The sequence below is a fragment of the Streptomyces sp. CNX435 genome (genome assembly GCF_059570575.1).
Map to the genome: position 1 here is coordinate 181,566 of NZ_JCANTA010000006.1, position 16,628 is coordinate 198,193.

Below are 16,628 nucleotides of genomic sequence, written 5' to 3' on the forward strand. Positions count from 1 at the left end.
CTCCCGGACGCCGGAGTCGGGTCGGCGTCAGACGAGGCCGGGCGCGCGGGGCGGCGCGGTCGGACAGGCGGCGCTGGCGAGACGGCAGAGGTCGACGTGCAGACGGGCCACGAGCAGCACCTGCCGGCTCGGCGGTTTCCGGGTCACGTCGTGGTCAACCATGGATTCATCGTATCGATTCCCCGTCCGCGGGCCGGATCGCCGTTTCACCATGCGGACTCAGCGCGACGGACTCAGTGCGCGGGGGCTTCGTCGTACGACGCCACCACGGCCACGTCCTCCTCGGCGACCACACCGTTCACGATGCGGAACGAGCGGAAGGACACGGGTCCTTCGCCGGCGCCGGACTCGGCGACGGAGACGAGAACGTAGTGTGCGCCGGGCTCCTGGGCCAGCTCGATGTCCGTGCGGGAGGGGTACGCCTCGGTCGCGGTGTGCGAGTGGTAGATCACCACCTGCTCCTCGCCCCGCTCCCGCAGCTCGCGGTCGAGCCGGAACAGGTCCATCGAGTCGAACTCGTAGAACGTGGGCGAGCGGGCGGCGTTGAGCATGGGGATGAAGCGCTCGGGACGGCCGTCCGCGGGGGCCGGCTCCGCGCCCGCCACCACGCCGCACGCCTCGTCCGGGTAGTCCTTGCGGGCGTGCGCGACGATCTGCTCGTACAGCTCCTCCGTGATGGTCAGCATGGCCGCAAGGATGACACGGCCGCGGTGGGCGTACGGCGTACGTTCCGAACGCTGAGACGAATCCGCCCGGATGTCGGGCGGGTTCGGTCGCGGGGGCGGCTCAGCCGTCGGCGAGGTGGCGGACCTGGTCCCACACCGCCGGGTCGACCGGGCCGGACCTGCGGCGGAGGTCCCGGACGCCGACGTCGCGCAGCTCGTCGGTGTCCAGAAAGCGGGGGCGGTCCTCGTCGTCGTCGACGGAACCGGGCGGCAGCGGGATCACGCCGGGGCGGCCGTCGCGCTGCCGGGTGGTGAGGGGGGCCACCGTCACGGTCTCGCCGGCGGTCTTGAGCACCAGGCACGGCAGCTCGCCGCCCGCGGCGTCCGCGTCTGCGTCCGCGTTCTCGTCCTCGTACGGGATGTGGGCCCACCACACCTCCCCCGGCCGCGGCTCCGCCGCCGGCCGCCGGTGCGCGCGCCGTACCCGCCCGAAGCTGTCGACGAGCCCGGCGACCACGGCCAGCACCACCACGGCCGCGACGGCCGGCCACCATGAGGCGTCCATGCGCCCGATCGTAGAGGCGCCCCGCCGCGCGGAGCGACCCCGCGCAGGTGGGCGCGCGGGCCGTACCCCGTCGCCATACTGGTGATTCCGCCCACAACCGGGCTGGCCGGGGGACCGCCGCGGCCCGTCCCGGCTTACCCTCGGCAGAGCCGGCGGGGCATCGTCGCCCCGTCCCGACCGTGCCGGAGGTCCCTCGCCGATGAAGCTGACCGTCGTCGGTTGCTCGGGCTCGTTCCCGTCCGCGGACTCCGCGTGCTCGAGCTACCTGGTCGAGGCGGAGGGCTTCGTGCTCCTGCTCGACATGGGCAACGGCGCGCTGGGGGCACTGCAGCAGCACTGCGGACTGTACGACCTCGACGCCATCGTGCTGAGCCACCTCCACGCGGACCACTGCATCGACATGTGCGCCTACTTCGTCGCGCGCTACTACCGCCACGACGGCGGCCCCGCCGAGGTGCTCCCCGTCTACGGACCCAAGGGCACGGAGCAGCGGCTGACCACGGCGTACGCGGACACCCCGTCGGAGACGTCGATGAGCGAGGTCTTCGACTTCCGGGCGCTGGAGCGCGGCGCGTTCGAGATCGGCCCGTTCACGGTGACCGCGGACCGGGTGAGCCACCCGGTCGAGGCGTACGCCTTCCGCATCGAGCACGGTGGGCGCAGTCTCGTCTACTCCGGCGACACCGGCCCCTGCGGGGCGCTGACCCAGCTGAGCGCGGACGCCGATCTGCTGCTGTGCGAGGCGGCGTTCACACTCGGCCGCGAGGCGATCCCGGACCTGCACCTCAACGGCCGCGAGGCGGGCGAGGCCGCCGCGGCGGCGGGGGTGGGGCGGCTGGTGCTCACGCACATCCCGCCGTGGACCGACCCGCAGGTGAACCTGCGGGACGCCAAGGAGGCGTACGAGGGCCCGGCCGAACTGGCCCGCGCGGGCGCGGTGTACGAGATCTGAGGCCGGGGCCCGGCCCCGGCCCCCGTAACGCGCGCGCCCCGTCCTGGCGCACATGCGGGCCCGTTTTCTTCACTCTTGCCCCATATGAACCTGCCCACTTCGTCCCTCTCGCCGGAGCGGTCCGGACGGGGGCGTTGGCCTTCATGTGTGCCGGGTAGGGTCGGGGCCATGCCTACTCCCGAGCCCTCCGCCGGCTCCCCCCGCTTCGACGGACGTACCCCCGCCGAGCTGCGCCCGGTGGCGCTGGAACGCGGCTGGAGCAAGCACGCCGAGGGGTCCGTGCTGGTCTCCTTCGGGGACACCCGCGTGCTGTGCACCGCCAGCTTCACCGAGGGCGTGCCGCGGTGGCGCAAGGGCAGCGGCGAGGGGTGGGTCACCGCGGAGTACGCGATGCTGCCGCGGTCCACGAACACCCGCGGCGACCGCGAGTCCGTACGCGGCAAGATCGGGGGGCGTACGCACGAGATCTCCCGGCTCATCGGGCGCTCGCTGCGCGCCGTCATCGACTTCAAGGCCCTCGGCGAGAACACCGTCGTCCTCGACTGCGACGTCCTCCAGGCCGACGGCGGCACCCGTACCGCCGCCATCACCGGGGCGTACGTGGCCCTCGCCGACGCCGTCGCGTGGGGCCGCCGGAACAAGCTGATCAAGTCCAAGGCGACACCGCTGACCGGCACCGTGGCCGCCGTCAGCGTCGGCATCGTCGGCTCCGCGTCGCTGCTCGACCTCTGCTACGAGGAGGACGTGCGGGCGGAGACCGACATGAACGTCGTCTGCACCGGCGACGGACGTTTCGTCGAGGTGCAGGGCACGGCGGAGGGGGAGCCCTTCGCCCGGGCCGAACTCGACGCGCTGCTCGACCTCGCGGTCGGCGGCTGCGCGCAGCTCGACGAGCTGCAGCGCAAGGCACTGGAGGGAGACCGGTGATGGGGAAGAAGCTCTGGACCCGCGCGGGCGCCGCGCTCGCGGCGGGGGCCGCCGCCGTGACGCTCACCGGCGCGTGTGACGCGGTCAACAAGGCCATAGACTGCGCCCAGCTCGCCACCGAGATCGCGGCCGACGTCGACCGGCTGCAGGAAGCCGTCTCCGGCGCGGGCGAGGACCCGCAGGCCGCCGCCAACGCGCTCGACGAGATCGAGCAGAACCTCGACGACTTCGGCGACAAGACCGACAACGCCGACGTCGGCAAGGCCGTCGACGACCTGCAGCAGGCCGTCGACAACGCCCAGCAGGCCGCCGACCGCGGCGAGGTGCCCGACTTCCAGCCGGTGGGCGACGCCGCCGGCGAGCTGACGAACGTCTGCACCTCGTGACCGCGCACCGCCTCGTCCTCGCCACCCGCAACGCGGGCAAGGTCACCGAGCTGCGCGCCATCCTCGGCGAGGCGGGCGTCGCCGCCGAACTGCTCGGTGCCGACGCCTTCCCCGACGTACCGGACGTGCCCGAGACCGGCGTCACCTTCGCCGAGAACGCGCTCCTCAAGGCGCACGCGCTAGCGCAGGCCACCGGGCTGCCCGCGGTCGCCGACGACTCCGGGCTCTGCGTCGACGTACTCGGCGGTGCGCCCGGCATCTTCTCCGCCCGCTGGGCCGGCCGGCACGGCGCCGCCGATCAGGACGCAGCGAACCTCGCCCTGCTCCTCGCCCAGCTCGCCGACGTCGGCCCCGAGCACCGCGCCGCGCACTTCGCCTGCGCCGCGGCGCTCGCGCTGCCGGACGGCACGGAGCGCGTCGCGGAGGGGCGGCTGGAGGGCACGCTGCGGTACGAGCCGGCGGGCAGCGGCGGCTTCGGGTACGACCCGGTCCTGCAGCCGCTCGGCGAGAGCCGTACGTGCGCGGAGCTGACCCCGGCGGAGAAGAACGCGATCAGCCACCGGGGCAAGGCGTTCCGCGCGCTGGCCCCGGCGGTGCGGGAGCTGCTCAAGGACTGACCGGCTACGCGCACACGCGCACACGCGCCGCGGGCGCCGCCGGAGTCCGCCCGGCGGCGCCCGCGGCGCGTTCTGCCGCTACGCGGCCCCGACCTCCTGGCGCTGCCGCCCCAGGCCGTCGATCTCCAGCTCCACCACGTCGCCCGCCCGCAGGTACGGCTTCGGCTCCGGCATGCCCATCGCGACGCCCGCCGGCGTGCCGGTGTTGATGACGTCGCCCGGGTACAGGGTCATGAACTGGCTGAGATACCGCACCACATGCGCCACCGGGAAGATCTGGTCCGCCGTCGTGCCGTTCTGCCGCTTCTCACCGTTCACCCACAGCCGCAGCCCCAGGGCCTGCGGGTCCGGCACCTCGTCGGCCGTCACCAGCCACGGGCCCAGCGGGTTGAACGTCTCGCAGTTCTTGCCCTTGTCCCACTGTCCGCCGCGCTCCAGCTGGAACGCGCGCTCGGAGACGTCGTGGGCCACCGCGTAGCCGGCGACTGCGGCCAGCGCGTCCGCGTCGGACTCCAGGTAGCGGGCCGTACGGCCGATGACCACCGCCAGCTCCACCTCCCAGTCCGTCTTCTCGCTGCCGCGCGGCACGAGCACCGGGTCCTCGGGCCCCACCACCGTGTCCGGGGCCTTCATGAAGAGGATCGGCTCGCCGGGGATGGCCGCGCCGGTCTCGGTGGCGTGGTCGTGGTAGTTCAGCCCGATGCACACGATCTTGCCGATCCGGCCCACCGGCGGACCCGTCCGCAGGCCCTCGGCGTCAAGCGCCGGCAGCTCGCCGGCCGCGGCGGCGTCCCGTACGCGGGCGAGCGCCGCGTCGTCGGACAGCAGCGCTCCGTCCACGTCGGACACGACACCGGAGAGGTCCCGCAGGGTCCCTCCGTCGTCCAGCAGGGCCGGGCGCTCGCTCCCCGACGGTCCGACACGCAGCAGCTTCATGGTGGTGACTCCCCTCTCCGCGATCGATCGATCATCCGTGGCCGCCGTTCAGTCTGCAAGACCCTGTTCAGCTCGTGGACCGGGGTGGCGGTAGAGGAGGGTGCGTTCGGCGGCCGTCCAGGCCGTCGTGGTCGCCAGGTAGAGGCCCGCGGCGAGCGGCACGATCGCGGCCGTGACCAGGGTGCCGAAGGACAGCAGGGGCAGCCAGCGGGTCAACCCCGCCGCCGGACCCGGGGGTTCGGCGGGCAGCGCGGCCTTCGCCATCCTCCCGCTCTTCCCCTTCCTTCCCTTCTTTTCCGTCGCCCGCGCGGCCTTCTGTACGGCTTCCGCCTCCGCCTTGCGCTCCGCCAGCATCCGCCGGCTCCGCCAGAACGTGTACGCCGCCACCGCCGCGATCACCGCGAACAGCCCCGCGTACACCCTCCCGTGCGCCCCGAACACCCCGCCGTCCGCGAGCGCGTCGGACCACCGGCCGCCCAGCGGGGCGCCGAGCAGGGTGTGGGTGAGCAGGTCGTGGTCGTGGCCGGTGAAGAGGCGGTACATCACCATGAACACCGGGATCTGCAGCACCATCGGCCCGCAGCCCGCCAGCGGCGAGGCGCCGGCGTCCGCGTACGTCTCGGTGAGCGCCCGACGCAGCCGCTCGGGGTCGCTTCGGTGCTTGCGCTGGATCTCCGCCAGCTGCGGCGCGAGAGCCCGGCGCACGCGGTCGCCGCGGGCGGCGGCGCGGGCGAGGGGATGCAGGGCGAGGCGTACGCACAGGGTGAAGACGATGATCGCGACGGCGGTGGCGGAGGCGCCGAAGAGGGGGTCGAGGGTGTCTGCGAGCGTGGACAGGAGCGAACTGAGCGCGCCGAATACGGACATGGAGGGACTCCACAGGTCTCGTCGTGCCGGATGAGGGGCGGCGTGACGAGCCGTGTGGGCGGCGGGTGGGGTACATACGGGCTGCGTACGCGTGCGAACGCGTACGAACGCGTACGAAGAGGTGTCGGCCCGGCGCCTACACGGCCGTCGGCAGGCGACGGCCGGGGGCCCGGGGCCGCGGGCGGCCCGCGGCGTCGGGGTCCCGCTGGGGCAGGAAGGCGGTGCGGAGTGCGCGTTCGCGCAGTGCGGTACGGATCTGCGCGGGCGAGGGCGGCGGTGCGGCGGCGGCGACGAAGGCCAGCGCGGCGAGCAGGGTCAGCGCGGCGGAGGCGGCTGCACCGGCGAGGCCGGTGGCGACGCCGGTCTCGTCGAGGACGACGTCGGCGACGAGGAGGAGCAGCGCGACGGCGACTGTGCGCCAGCGCGTGGCGGCACCGAGGATGCGCAGCACCGGGGCCGTCCTCCCTTCGCTTCGCCGTCCCATACGAGGCCGTACGAGGCCGTACGAGGCGAACGTACGTCTGCGCGCATCCTAACGCGGCGCCGGTGGACCGGGGCGGCCCGGGAGGGCGACCGCCCGCCTCGGGCGCATGGCGCGCGCCCCCCGCAACGCGGGACCGGGCAACGCGGGACCCGGCACCGCGCGACCCCGCACCGCGGGACCGGGCGCCGCGCGGGGCGAGGCCCGCGTGCCCGCGCTCGGCGCGGTCCCGCCCCCGGTTCCGTCCGGGCCGCGCCTCAGCCCGCGATCGCCCGGTACACGGTGTAGATGAACAGGCCCGCGAGCGCGCCCACCACCGTGCCGTTGATGCGGATGAACTGCAGGTCCCGGCCGATGTGCGCCTCGATCTTCCGCGACGTGTGGTCCGCGTCCCAGCCCGCCACCGTGTCCGAGATGAGCGACGTGATCTGGTGCTGGTACGTCGTCACCACGTGCGTCGCGACGTCCTCCGCCCAGCCGTCGACCTTCGCCTGCAGCCGCGCGTCCGCCGCCATCCGCTGCCCGAACGACAGCAGCGCGGCCCGCGCCCGCAGCCGCAGTTCGCTGCGCTCGTCCTCCGCCGCGCCGACGATCATGCCGCGCAGCGACGTCCACGCCGAGGCGATGAAGTCCTGCACCTCGTCGCGGGCCAGGATCTCGCCCTTGAGCCGCTCGACGCGCGCCCGGGTCGCGGTGTCGCCCTGGAGGTCGGCGGCGAAGTCGGAGAGGAACCGGTCGAGCGCGCCGCGCGCCGGGTGCTCCGGCGCGTCGCGCATCTCGCCGATGAAGCGCAGCAGTTCCTTGTAGACCCGCTCGCCGACCCGGCGGTCGACGAACTTCGGGGTCCAGCCCGGCGCACCGCCGGCGACGGCGCCGACGACCGAGGGGCCGTTGAGGATCAGCCAGCTCTCGGCGCGCTCGCAGACCAGGTCGACGACGCGGCGGTGGCCGCCGTCCGCGACGACCTTCTCCAGCAGCTTGCCCAGCCCCGGGCCGACCTCCAGGGCGGCGGCCCGGCGGTTGATGGCCTCGCCGACGACGGCCTGCACGTCGTTGTCGCGCAGCACGGCGAGCGCGCCGCGCAGCACGGTCGACGCCTCGGCGGTGACGCGGTCGGCGTTGGCGGGCTCGGCGAGCCAGCCGCCGACGCGGCTGCCGAGGCCGAGGGCGTGCAGCCGGCTGCGTACCACCTCGGCGGAGAGGAAGTTCTCGCCGACGAAGTCGCCGAGGCTCTGGCCGAGCTGGTCCTTCTTGGTGGGGATGATCGCGGTGTGCGGGATGGGCAGTCCGAGGGGCCGCTTGAACAGCGCGGTGACCGCGAACCAGTCCGCCAGCGCGCCCACCATGCCCGCCTCCGCCGCCGCGGCGAGGTATCCCGACCAGGCGCCGGCGCCGTTGTGCTGGGCCCAGCGGGCGAGGGTGAAGACCACGGCGGCCAGCAGCAGCAGGCCGGTGGCGATGGTCTTCATCTGGCGCACGCCGCGCCGCTTCTCCGCGTCGACGTCCGTGTAGGCGTCCGCGGCGGCGAAGCCACCCGGTCTGTCCGCTGTCGGCCGATCCATCCCGCTCCGTCCGCTCACGCCGTCCCACCGTTCCCCGACGGCCATTGTCCCCGGGCCCGTCACCATCTTTCACTTCCGGGCCGGGCCAGGGGTTCCCGAGCCCGTCGTAACTTTACCTTTCGGATGGTAAAGTTACGGACTATGCGACCCAGCTCCCGCACCCAGATCCTCGAAGCCGCCGTCCGCGTGGTCGAGCGGGCGGGGATCACCGCCCTGACGCTCGACGCCGCCGCGGCCGAGGCCGGGCTGACCAAGCCCGGGCTGATGTACCACTTCCCCAACCGCGACGCCCTGCTGACGGCCATCCAGCAGTACCTGACCGAGACGTTGGACCAGTGGCTGCTCGCCGAGCTGGGCAAGCCGTTCGAGGAGGCCACCGCCCGCGAGCGGGCCGCCGCCTACGTGCGGATCTGCGGGCAGAGCGGGGGGAGGGCCGACTTCGCCTTCATGGTCGCGTCGGCGACCCGGCCGGAGCTGGCGCGGATCTGGGACGAGATGGCGGACCGCTGGGCGCCCCAGCCGCCGGGGCCGGAACCGGATCCGGAGGCCCTCGACCTGTTCCTGGCCCGGCTGGCGGCGGACGGCCTGTGGCTCTTCCACGCCACCGCGCACAGCACGCTCGCCCCCGAGGTCGAGGAGGCGGTGCGCCGGCGGCTCACCGCGCTCACCGACCCGGCTTCCTGAGCCCGCCCCGTACGCGTACATCCCACAGAGAAAGGACGGTGCCCCGTGATCAAGGCGCGACGCTGGTGGATCCTCGCCACCGTCTCGGCGGGACTGCTGCTCATCTCGCTCGACATGACGATCCTCTACACCGCGCTGCCCACCCTCACCGCCGACCTGCACGCCGACGCCTCGTCGAAGCTGTGGATCATCAACGCCTACCCGCTGGTGATGGCCGGGCTGCTGCTGGGCGCCGGCACGCTGGGCGACCGCGTGGGCCACAAGCGCATGTTCCTCGTCGGGCTCGTCGTCTTCGGCGTCGCGTCCACGGTGGCCGCGTTCGCCCCCTCGGCGGCCGTGCTGATCGGCGCCCGCGCCTTCCTCGCGGTCGGCGCTGCGGCGATGATGCCCGCGACGCTCGCGCTGATCCGGCTCACCTTCGACGACGAGCGCGAGCGCGGCATCGCGATCGGCATCTGGGGCACGATCGCCGTCGTCGGCGCCGCGCTCGGGCCCGTCGCGGGCGGGCTGCTGCTCGACCACTTCTGGTGGGGCTCGGTCTTCCTCGTCAACGTCCCCGTCGTGCTGGCCGCGCTGGTCGCGACCGCGGTGCTCGCGCCCGGCGGCTCCGGCAGCCGGGACCGGCCGTGGGACCCGGTGGCCTCCGTGCAGGTCATGGCCGGCCTCGTCGGCCTCGTCTACGCGATCAAGGAAGCCTCCCGGCCGGAGCCCGACCCGCTGCACATCGCGGTGGCGCTGGCCGTCTCCGCGGCCGGCTTCACCGCCTTCGTACGCCGCCAGCGCACCCGCACGTACCCGCTGATCGACTTCGCGCTCTTCCGCAACCGGCAGCTGCTCGCCGGCGTGCTCGGCGCCGGGCTCTCGATGTTCGCCACCGCCGGGATGGAGCTGATCCTCGCCCAGCGCCTCCAGCTCGTGCTCGGCCTCAGCCCGCTGCGCGCGGGGCTGCTGGTCGCCGCCTCCGCCCTCGGCGCGCTCCCGGCCGGCGTCATCGTCGGCGGCCTGGTCTACCGCATACCGGCGCGGCACCTCATCGGCGGCGGGCTGCTCCTCGGCGCCCTCGGCGTCGCGCTGACCCTCCTGCTCACCCCGGGCGCCGGCCCGCTGCTGGACGCCGGGCACGCCGCGGGCTGGGTCGTCCCCGGCATGGTCCTGGCGGGCCTCGGGCTCGGTACGGTCATGACCGCGGCCTCCGCCGCGATCATCGGCGGCGCGCCGCCGCACCGGGCCGGCATGGCGTCGTCGGTCGAGGAGGTCTCGTACGAGCTGGGCAGCCTCACCGGCGTCGCGGTCCTGGGCAGCGTCCTGACCGCCGTCTACACCGCGACCGTCGACCTCCCCGCCGGCGCCCCCGGCGCGGCGGCGGACAGCCTCGACGAGGCCCGCGCCGCCGCCGCCGGACTGCCGCCGGGCGGGTCCGGGCCGCTGCTGGAGACCGCCTTCGCGGCCTTCGACAACGGCTACGCGCTCACGCTGGCCATCACCGCCGCCGCGCTGGCCGCCGGCGGTGTCGCCGCCCGCGTCCTCCTCGGCCGCCGCACCGCCACCGCCGCACCGCCGGAGCAGACCTCCGGCGACGGCCCGGGCGCCGTCGGGGCCGTGATCGGAACGCCTCCCTCCCCTCGCTAAGATGGCGGACCGCCGGGGAGGCGGCGCGCAACATCGAAACACCGGGGGGCGGGCTGACGTGACGACGACCAGACCGGGGTACGCCGTGCTCGCCGCCCTCGTGGCGGTCGTGGCGCTGCTCACCGTCGGCGTCTACGCCGTCACCGACCGCCCGGACGCACCCGCGCCCCCCGGCGCCGGCAGCAGCGCCGACGCCGCCGCCCCCGCCTCCGTCGGCGGCTGGGCCGGCACCTGGGCCGCCGCGCCGGCCGCGGCCGAGCCGGGGACGCGGGACGGGTTCGCGGGGATGTCCATACGCAACGTCGTGCACACCTCCATCGGCGGCGCCCGGGCCCGGATACAGCTGTCCAACGAGTACGGCGACACCCCGCTGACCCTCACCCGCGCCAGCGTCGCCGTCGCCGCCGCGGCCGGCGCCCCGGCGGCGCAGCCGGAGACGATGCGCACGCTGACCTTCGCGGGTGCCGACTCGGTGACCATCCCGGCCGGCCGGACGGCGACCAGCGACCCCGTGCGGCTGCGGGTGCCGGCCGGCACGGACCTGCTGGTGACGACGTACGCGCCGGCGCCGTCCGGCCCGGTCACGTACCACCCGCACGCGCTGCAGACCTCCTACCTGGCCGCCGGCGACCGCACCCGGGACAGCGAAGGCACCGCGTACGACCGGGAGTTCCGGTCCTGGCGCTACGTCACCGCCGTCGACGTCTGGAGCGAGCACGCCACCGGCGCCGTCGCCGTCCTCGGCGACTCGCTCACCGACGGCACCACCTCCACCCCCGGCGCGAACCGCCGCTGGACCGACTACCTCGCCGTGCGCCTGCGCGAGGAGGCCGGCGCCCCGCGCTACGGGGTGCTCAACCTCGGCCTCAGCGGCAACCGGGTGCTCACCGACGGCGGCACCCGCTACCCGGACAACGGCCCCTCCGGGCTCAGCCGCCTGGACCGCGACGTGCTCTCCCGCACCGGCGTGCAGGCCGTCGTCGTGGAGCTGGGCGTCAACGACATCCTCAAGACCCCCCGGACCGCCGACGCGGACGCCATCGTCGCCGGCCTGCGCGAGACCGTCCGGCACTCCCGCGACCGGGGCCTGCGGGTGCTGGGCGCGACGCTGATGCCGTTCCGCGGGCACCCGTCGTACACGCCGCGGGCGGAGCGCGTACGGCAGGAGGTCAACGAGCGGATACGCGCGGGCGACGTCTTCGACGCGGTCCTCGACTTCGACGCGGCGCTGCGCGACCCGGAGCGCCCGGCCCGGCTGCACGCGCCGTACGACTCGGGCGACCACCTGCACCTGAACGACATGGGCTACCGCAAGATGGCCATGACCCTGGACCTCGCCGACCTCAGGCCGCGCGCCCAGGCCGTGCTCTGACCCGCCGGCACCGTAAGTCCCGGACTACTCCGGGCGCTTACGGCGCTCCTGTCCCGCGCACCCTCCGGCAGGTGCTCATCGCTCGTCAGGGGACCGGGCCGATGCGTACATGCGGGCGATGACGTCCTCGATGTCGGGCTCCCGCACCGAGAGGTCGACCAGCGGCCACCGCTCGGCCACCTCCGCGACGAGCGGCGCCGCGCTGGCCCCCGCGGGGAACGCGAGCCACTGCCGCGGGCCCTCCACCTTCACGGTGCGGCAGCCGGCGACGTCGATGGGCGGCAGCTCGCGCTCCAGGTCGACGACGAGCATCCGCTCGCTCTCGCCGGCCGCGTGCAGCCCGTCGAGGTCGCCGTCGTACATCAGCCGGCCGTGGTCGATGACCATCACCCGCCTGCACAGCTGCTCGATGTCGGACAGGTCGTGCGTGGTGAGCAGCACCGTCGTGCCGCGGTCCGCGTTCAGCTCGCGCAGGAACTCCCGCACCTTCGCCTTGCTCAGCACGTCGAGCCCGATCGTCGGCTCGTCCAGGTAGAGCACCTCGGGGTCGTGCAGCAGGGCCGCCGCGATGTCGCCGCGCATCCGCTGGCCGAGGGACAGCTGCCGGACCGGCACCTCCAGCAGCGCGCCGAGGTCGAGCAGTTCGGTGCAGCGCTCCAGGTTCTCGCGGTAGCGGTCGTCGGGGATGCGGTACATGCGGCGCATCAGCCGGTACGAGTCGATCAGCGGCAGATCCCACCACAGGGTGGTGCGCTGGCCGAAGACGACGCCGATGCGCCGGGCCAGCCGCGTCCGCTCGCGGGCGGGGTCGATGCCGGCGACGCGCAGCCGGCCGGAGCTGGGGGTGAGGATGCCGGTGAGCATCTTGATGGTGGTGGACTTGCCGGCGCCGTTGGGGCCGATGTAGCCGACCATCTCGCCGCGCGGCACGGAGAAGCCGATGCCGCCGACGGCGCGCACCTCGTGCTTCGTACGACGCAGCCGGCCCGCCCGGCGGCGTACGACGAAGACCTTCTCCAGGTCCTCGACCTCGATCACGGATCCCCTCCTAGCTTCCCGTGCTGCGGTAGCCGCGCAGCCCCGTGCGCCACGCCAGCCCGGCCAGCGCGCAGCAGGCGACCGCGACGAGCGGCGAGGCGAAGTCCACCCAGCCGGGCAGGCCCAGCGGGTCGTCCCGGCCGAGTATGTGCAGGGCCGGCAGCCAGTTCACGAACGCCAGCGGCACGACGAACGTGACGCCGCGCACCAGCTCCTTGCTGAAGATCGTCGGCGGGTACTGGGTCAGCAAGTTGCCGCCGTACGTGAACGAGTTCTGCACCTCCGCCGCATCGGTGGCCCAGAACTGGAACGCGGCGCCGCACGCGAACACCGCCCCGAAGATCGCCGCCCCCGACACCACCATCACCGGGACCAGCAGCACCGCGACCGGCGTCCACGCCACGCCGTCCAGCGCCGTCAGCGACCAGCCCAGCACGATCAGCCCCTGCAGCACCCGCCCCACCCGGCGCAGCGCGAAGCGGTCGGCGGAGATCTGCGCGAACACCGGCACCGGCCGGACCAGCAGCGTGTCCATCGTGCCGTCGCGGATCCGCCCGCCGATCCGGTCCAGGTTGCCCAGCAGCAGGTCCGCCAGGCCCAGGGAGCTGGACGTGGTGCCGTAGAGCAGCGCCACCTCGGCGAGCGTGAAGCCGCCGAGCACGTCGGTGTGCGAGAACATGATCGCTATCGTGGCGAAGTCGGCGGCGGTCAGGAGCAGATTGCCGAGCACGGATATCGCGAACGACATGCGGTACGTCATCGTCGTACGCACCCACATCGCGACGATCAGCCCGTACCCCCGCACCCCCGCGGCCAGTTCAGCCACCCTGCACCACCACCTTGCGGGTCGCGACCGCCTGCACCGCCCGCCCGGCGGCCAGCAGCGCCGCCGCCCACGCCGCCTGGAACGCCAGCGCCCCGGCGACGCCCGCGCCGGTGTGCCGGCCCAGCAGCACGTCGGCGGGGACCTGCAGCATCGCCGCCCACGGCAGCAACTCGGCGATGTCGCCGAAGGCGCCGGGGAAGACGGTCAGCGGCAGCAGCGTGCCGGACAGGAGCATCGCCACCAGTGAGTTCATCAGGTTGATCCCCTGGCCGTCGAGCAGCCAGAACGCGGCCAGCCCGACCAGGTAGCGGACGGCGAAGCTGACCAGGCAGCCCAGCGTCACGGAGAGCAGGAACAGCAGCCAGGTATGCGCCGCCGCGGGCAGCGCCAGCTCGAACGCCAGCGCCCCCGCCGCCATCGGGACGATGCCCCGGCCGAGCAGCTGGAACGCGGCCCGGCCCAGGTCGTGGGCGAGCCACCAGAGCTGCAGGTCCGCGGGCCGGTAGAGGTCCACGGCCACGTCGCCGGAGCGGATGCGCCCCTGCAGCTCCTCCTGGAAGCCGAAGCCGAGGAGGGCCGCGGGCGCCAGCAGCGCCTGGCCGACCCAGACGAAGGTGAGCGCCTGCGCCTGGTCGTAGCCGCCGAGCTGCGGGCGCTCGTGCCAGAGCGCGACGAAGGTGTACGCCAGGATGAAGCCGAAGACGGTGTTGGTGATGACGCCGGCGGCGGTGGCCGCGCGGTACGTCGCGAACCGGCGGAAGCCGCCGGCCGCCACCAGTCCGTACAGCCGCAGGGCCTGCACGGCGGGCGCGTCCCGCAGCGCGTCCGTGCCGCGCACTCACACCACCCCCCTGGCCCCGGCACAAAGCCACCGACTTTAGTCCAGTCGGGTTGAGCGCTGCGACCGGATATTCGCACCTCCCGGGTGTCTGCGTGCTTAATGACAAGCTGGTGCGTAAAGGTCATATCAGACGACAGAACGAGCCCACGGACTGCACATGAGCCACACGGACATGCGACAGGGCGTCCGGAGCTTCGGCCCCGACAACGAGCCGGGCGACGACCGCGGCGCGGACGACGAGCCGGCACCCCCGCCCGCCCCGCCGCGGCGGCGGCGCGCGTACCGCAGGACCTGGTGGAAGATGCTGCTGGGCGCCGCGATGCTGACGGTGGCGCTGGCCTCCGGGGCGTTCGCCGTCGGCTACCTGACCGTCGACATCCCGCGGCCCAACGACATGGCGACCGCCCAGAGCAACCACTACTTCTACGCCGACGGCTCCAAACTCGCCGTCAAGGGCGAGGTCGACCGCGAGAGCGTGCCGCTGCGGCGCGTCCCCGACCACGTGCGCATGGCCGTACTGGCCGCCGAGGACCGCAGGTTCTACTCCGACTCCGCCGTCAACCCCATGGCGATGGTCCGCGCCGGCTTCAACACCCTGACCGGCAAGGGCACCCAGTCGGGCTCGACCATCACCCAGCAGTACGTGAAGAACTACTACCTCGACCAGGAGCAGACGATCAGCCGCAAGCTCCGCGAGGCGTTCATCGCGATCAAGCTGGACCGCGAGGTCACCAAGGACGACGTCCTGGAGGGCTACCTCAACACCAGCTACTTCGGCCGCAACGCCTACGGCGTGCAGGCCGCGGCCCAGGCGTACTACGACAAGGACGTCGAGGAGCTGACGGTCGCCGAGGGCGCGTACCTCGCGACGCTGCTGCAGGCCCCGACCACGTACGACGTCACCGTGCACCCCGGCAACCGGCCCGCCGCCGAGGCCCGCTGGCACTACGTGCTGGACGGCATGGTCAAGGAGGGCTGGCTGGCGCCGCGCACGCGCGAGCGCATGGAGTTCCCCGTGCCCGGGGAGTCCCGTCTCGACCCCGGCCTGTCGGGGCAGCGCGGCTACCTCGTCGAGGCCATCAACAGCTACCTCGTCGAGCACCGCATCATCGACGAGAAGTCCCTCGCCGCGGGCGGCTTCCGCATCGTCACGACGCTGCAGCCCGACAAGCAGGACGCCTTCGTCGCCGCCGTGGACGAGCAGCTGACCTATCAGCTCGACCCGGAGTCCAACCCCGCCGACGCCTACGTGCGCGTCGGCGGCGCCTCCATCGACGTCGAGAGCGGCAAGGTCGTCGCGCTGTACGGCGGTGCGGACTACACCCAGCAGTACGTCAGCAACGCCACCCGCCGCGACTACCAGGCCGGCTCCACCTTCAAGCCGTTCGTCTTCACCGCCGCCGTGCAGGAGAACGCGAAGAACTGGGAGGGCAAGCGGATCACGCCGCGGACGATGTACGACGGCGACACCGACCGGCGGGTGATCGGCAGGAAGGGCAAGCCGCTGCGCTACTCGCCGGACAACCAGGACGACGTCTCGTACGGCCGCATCAACGTCGCCGACGCCACCAACGAGTCGGTCAACTCCGTCTACGCGCAGATGGCCCAGGACGTCGGCCCGAAGAAGGTCCGCGGCACCGCCGTCCGGCTCGGCCTGCCGCCCGCCACCCCGGAGCTGAAGGACCACCCCTCCATCGGCCTCGGCACCGCCACCCCCAGCGCGCTCGACCTCGCGCAGGCGTACGCCACGCTGGCCGGCCACGGCGACCACGGCGGCTACCGGCTCGTCGACAAGCTCAGCCGCAACGGCGAGATCTTCCAACTGCCGCCGCGGCGCCCGCACCCCGTGGTCTCCCGCACGGCGGCGGACGCGACGACCGCGATGCTGCAGAACGTCGTCGAGAACGGCTCCGGCCGGGAGGCGCAGATCGCCGAGCGGCCGGCGGCCGGCAAGACCGGCACCGGCGAGCACGACCGCTCGGCGTGGTTCGCGGGCTACACGCCGGAGCTGGCCACCGTGGTCGGGGTGATGGGGCAGGACCCGGAGACGGGTGCGCAGAAGTCGCTGCACGGGGTGCTGGGGGAGGACCGGATCAGCGGCAGCGGGGTGCCGGCGAAGATCTGGGGCGCATACACGAGGGACGCGCTGTGGGACGTACCGGCGAGCGACTTCGACCTGGAGGCCGGCCACCGGCAGCGGATGCCGGCCACGCCGCCCCCGGCCCCCGCCGCCCCCGCGGCGGTCCCGGCACCGCCGGCGCCGCAGTAGCGGGCGGTACG

General features: G+C 73.8%; 18 protein-coding genes. 8 read left to right on the forward strand and 10 right to left on the reverse strand.

What is annotated here, in order from left to right:
* Positions 1-27 precede the first annotated feature (27 nt).
* From T328_RS13415 to T328_RS13425, 3 genes are all read right to left on the reverse strand, one after another.
* On the reverse strand, positions 28-162 hold the full coding sequence (locus T328_RS13415; protein ID WP_496496231.1) for a putative leader peptide: 135 nt from the start codon (positions 160-162) through the stop codon (positions 28-30).
* Between the two features lie 71 nt (positions 163-233).
* A complete protein-coding gene (locus tag T328_RS13420; protein WP_496496232.1) occupies positions 234-686 on the reverse strand; it encodes a M67 family metallopeptidase in 453 nt (150 codons plus the stop codon).
* 100 nt (positions 687-786) lie between these two features.
* Entirely contained in the window at positions 787-1,230 is a 444-nt protein-coding gene (locus T328_RS13425) for a type II toxin-antitoxin system PemK/MazF family toxin (protein WP_496496233.1), read from the reverse strand.
* A gap of 199 nt (positions 1,231-1,429) precedes the next feature.
* Between T328_RS13425 and T328_RS13430 the strand changes: the two genes are divergently transcribed.
* The 4 genes from T328_RS13430 to rdgB all read left to right on the forward strand — a co-directional run bounded on the left by T328_RS13430 (position 1,430) and on the right by rdgB (position 4,112).
* Positions 1,430-2,182: an MBL fold metallo-hydrolase gene (locus T328_RS13430; RefSeq protein ID WP_496496234.1), complete on the forward strand. Its 753-nt coding sequence runs from the start codon at positions 1,430-1,432 to the stop codon at positions 2,180-2,182.
* Positions 2,183-2,350: 168 nt separating this feature from the next.
* Positions 2,351-3,109 carry a ribonuclease PH gene (gene rph / locus T328_RS13435; RefSeq protein WP_496496235.1) on the forward strand — a complete coding sequence of 253 codons (759 nt, stop codon included), beginning with the start codon at positions 2,351-2,353 and terminating at the stop codon, positions 3,107-3,109.
* Complete coding sequence (locus tag T328_RS13440; protein ID WP_496496236.1) at positions 3,109-3,495, forward strand: hypothetical protein; 387 nt, start codon at positions 3,109-3,111, stop codon at positions 3,493-3,495. Before rph ends, T328_RS13440 begins: the two co-directional genes overlap by 1 nt.
* Positions 3,492-4,112 (forward strand): RdgB/HAM1 family non-canonical purine NTP pyrophosphatase, encoded by a 621-nt coding sequence (gene rdgB, locus T328_RS13445; protein ID WP_496496237.1) that lies wholly within the window; start codon positions 3,492-3,494, stop codon positions 4,110-4,112. The genes T328_RS13440 and rdgB overlap by 4 nt, the downstream gene beginning before the upstream one ends.
* Before the next feature lie 78 nt (positions 4,113-4,190).
* On the opposite strand, the gene T328_RS13450 is transcribed toward rdgB, so the two are convergent.
* From T328_RS13450 to T328_RS13465, 4 genes are all read right to left on the reverse strand, one after another.
* A complete protein-coding gene (locus tag T328_RS13450) occupies positions 4,191-5,048 on the reverse strand; it encodes a fumarylacetoacetate hydrolase family protein (RefSeq protein WP_496496238.1) in 858 nt (285 codons plus the stop codon).
* 48 nt (positions 5,049-5,096) lie between these two features.
* Positions 5,097-5,915, reverse strand: a complete 819-nt coding sequence (gene yidC, locus T328_RS13455) for a membrane protein insertase YidC (RefSeq protein ID WP_496496239.1) — start codon at positions 5,913-5,915, stop codon at positions 5,097-5,099.
* A gap of 136 nt (positions 5,916-6,051) precedes the next feature.
* Positions 6,052-6,366: a DUF6412 domain-containing protein gene (locus T328_RS13460; RefSeq protein ID WP_496496240.1), complete on the reverse strand. Its 315-nt coding sequence runs from the start codon at positions 6,364-6,366 to the stop codon at positions 6,052-6,054.
* 287 nt (positions 6,367-6,653) lie between these two features.
* On the reverse strand, positions 6,654-7,958 hold the full coding sequence (locus tag T328_RS13465; protein ID WP_496496241.1) for a DUF445 domain-containing protein: 1,305 nt from the start codon (positions 7,956-7,958) through the stop codon (positions 6,654-6,656).
* A 141-nt stretch (positions 7,959-8,099) separates the two neighbouring features.
* Between T328_RS13465 and T328_RS13470 the strand changes: the two genes are divergently transcribed.
* The 3 genes from T328_RS13470 to T328_RS13480 are packed head-to-tail and all read left to right on the forward strand — an operon-like array spanning position 8,100 to position 11,643.
* Positions 8,100-8,642, forward strand: a complete 543-nt coding sequence (locus T328_RS13470; protein WP_496496242.1) for a TetR/AcrR family transcriptional regulator — start codon at positions 8,100-8,102, stop codon at positions 8,640-8,642.
* A gap of 45 nt (positions 8,643-8,687) precedes the next feature.
* Positions 8,688-10,271 carry an MFS transporter gene (locus tag T328_RS13475; protein ID WP_496496243.1) on the forward strand — a complete coding sequence of 528 codons (1,584 nt, stop codon included), beginning with the start codon at positions 8,688-8,690 and terminating at the stop codon, positions 10,269-10,271.
* A 58-nt stretch (positions 10,272-10,329) separates the two neighbouring features.
* Positions 10,330-11,643: an SGNH/GDSL hydrolase family protein gene (locus T328_RS13480; RefSeq protein WP_496496244.1), complete on the forward strand. Its 1,314-nt coding sequence runs from the start codon at positions 10,330-10,332 to the stop codon at positions 11,641-11,643.
* Between the two features lie 75 nt (positions 11,644-11,718).
* Here T328_RS13480 and T328_RS13485 read toward each other — a convergent pair whose 3' ends face one another.
* Genes T328_RS13485 through T328_RS13495 form a run of 3 tightly spaced genes read right to left on the reverse strand, consistent with a single transcriptional unit; the run spans position 11,719 to position 14,345 of the window.
* On the reverse strand, positions 11,719-12,681 hold the full coding sequence (locus T328_RS13485) for an ABC transporter ATP-binding protein (protein ID WP_496496245.1): 963 nt from the start codon (positions 12,679-12,681) through the stop codon (positions 11,719-11,721).
* Positions 12,682-12,691: 10 nt separating this feature from the next.
* Positions 12,692-13,507 (reverse strand): ABC transporter permease, encoded by an 816-nt coding sequence (locus T328_RS13490; protein ID WP_496496246.1) that lies wholly within the window; start codon positions 13,505-13,507, stop codon positions 12,692-12,694.
* Positions 13,500-14,345: an ABC transporter permease gene (locus T328_RS13495; protein WP_496496247.1), complete on the reverse strand. Its 846-nt coding sequence runs from the start codon at positions 14,343-14,345 to the stop codon at positions 13,500-13,502. Before T328_RS13495 ends, T328_RS13490 begins: the two co-directional genes overlap by 8 nt.
* 160 nt (positions 14,346-14,505) lie before the next feature.
* Between T328_RS13495 and T328_RS13500 the strand changes: the two genes are divergently transcribed.
* Complete coding sequence (locus T328_RS13500; protein ID WP_496496248.1) at positions 14,506-16,617, forward strand: transglycosylase domain-containing protein; 2,112 nt, start codon at positions 14,506-14,508, stop codon at positions 16,615-16,617.
* Positions 16,618-16,628 lie beyond the last annotated feature (11 nt).

Bases quoted from the DNA above. Each gene is read 5' to 3' on its own strand.
- T328_RS13415 (WP_496496231.1), bottom strand. From the start codon at position 162: ATGGTTGACCACGACGTGACCCGGAAACCGCCGAGCCGGCAGGTGCTG.
- T328_RS13420 (WP_496496232.1), bottom strand. From the start codon at position 686: ATGCTGACCATCACGGAGGAGCTGTACGAGCAGATCGTCGCGCACGCC.
- T328_RS13425 (WP_496496233.1), bottom strand. From the start codon at position 1,230: ATGGACGCCTCATGGTGGCCGGCCGTCGCGGCCGTGGTGGTGCTGGCC.
- T328_RS13430 (WP_496496234.1), top strand. From the start codon at position 1,430: ATGAAGCTGACCGTCGTCGGTTGCTCGGGCTCGTTCCCGTCCGCGGAC.
- rph (WP_496496235.1), top strand. From the start codon at position 2,351: ATGCCTACTCCCGAGCCCTCCGCCGGCTCCCCCCGCTTCGACGGACGT.
- T328_RS13440 (WP_496496236.1), top strand. From the start codon at position 3,109: ATGGGGAAGAAGCTCTGGACCCGCGCGGGCGCCGCGCTCGCGGCGGGG.
- T328_RS13450 (WP_496496238.1), bottom strand. From the start codon at position 5,048: ATGAAGCTGCTGCGTGTCGGACCGTCGGGGAGCGAGCGCCCGGCCCTG.
- yidC (WP_496496239.1), bottom strand. From the start codon at position 5,915: ATGTCCGTATTCGGCGCGCTCAGTTCGCTCCTGTCCACGCTCGCAGAC.
- T328_RS13465 (WP_496496241.1), bottom strand. From the start codon at position 7,958: ATGGATCGGCCGACAGCGGACAGACCGGGTGGCTTCGCCGCCGCGGAC.
- T328_RS13470 (WP_496496242.1), top strand. From the start codon at position 8,100: ATGCGACCCAGCTCCCGCACCCAGATCCTCGAAGCCGCCGTCCGCGTG.
- T328_RS13500 (WP_496496248.1), top strand. From the start codon at position 14,506: ATGAGCCACACGGACATGCGACAGGGCGTCCGGAGCTTCGGCCCCGAC.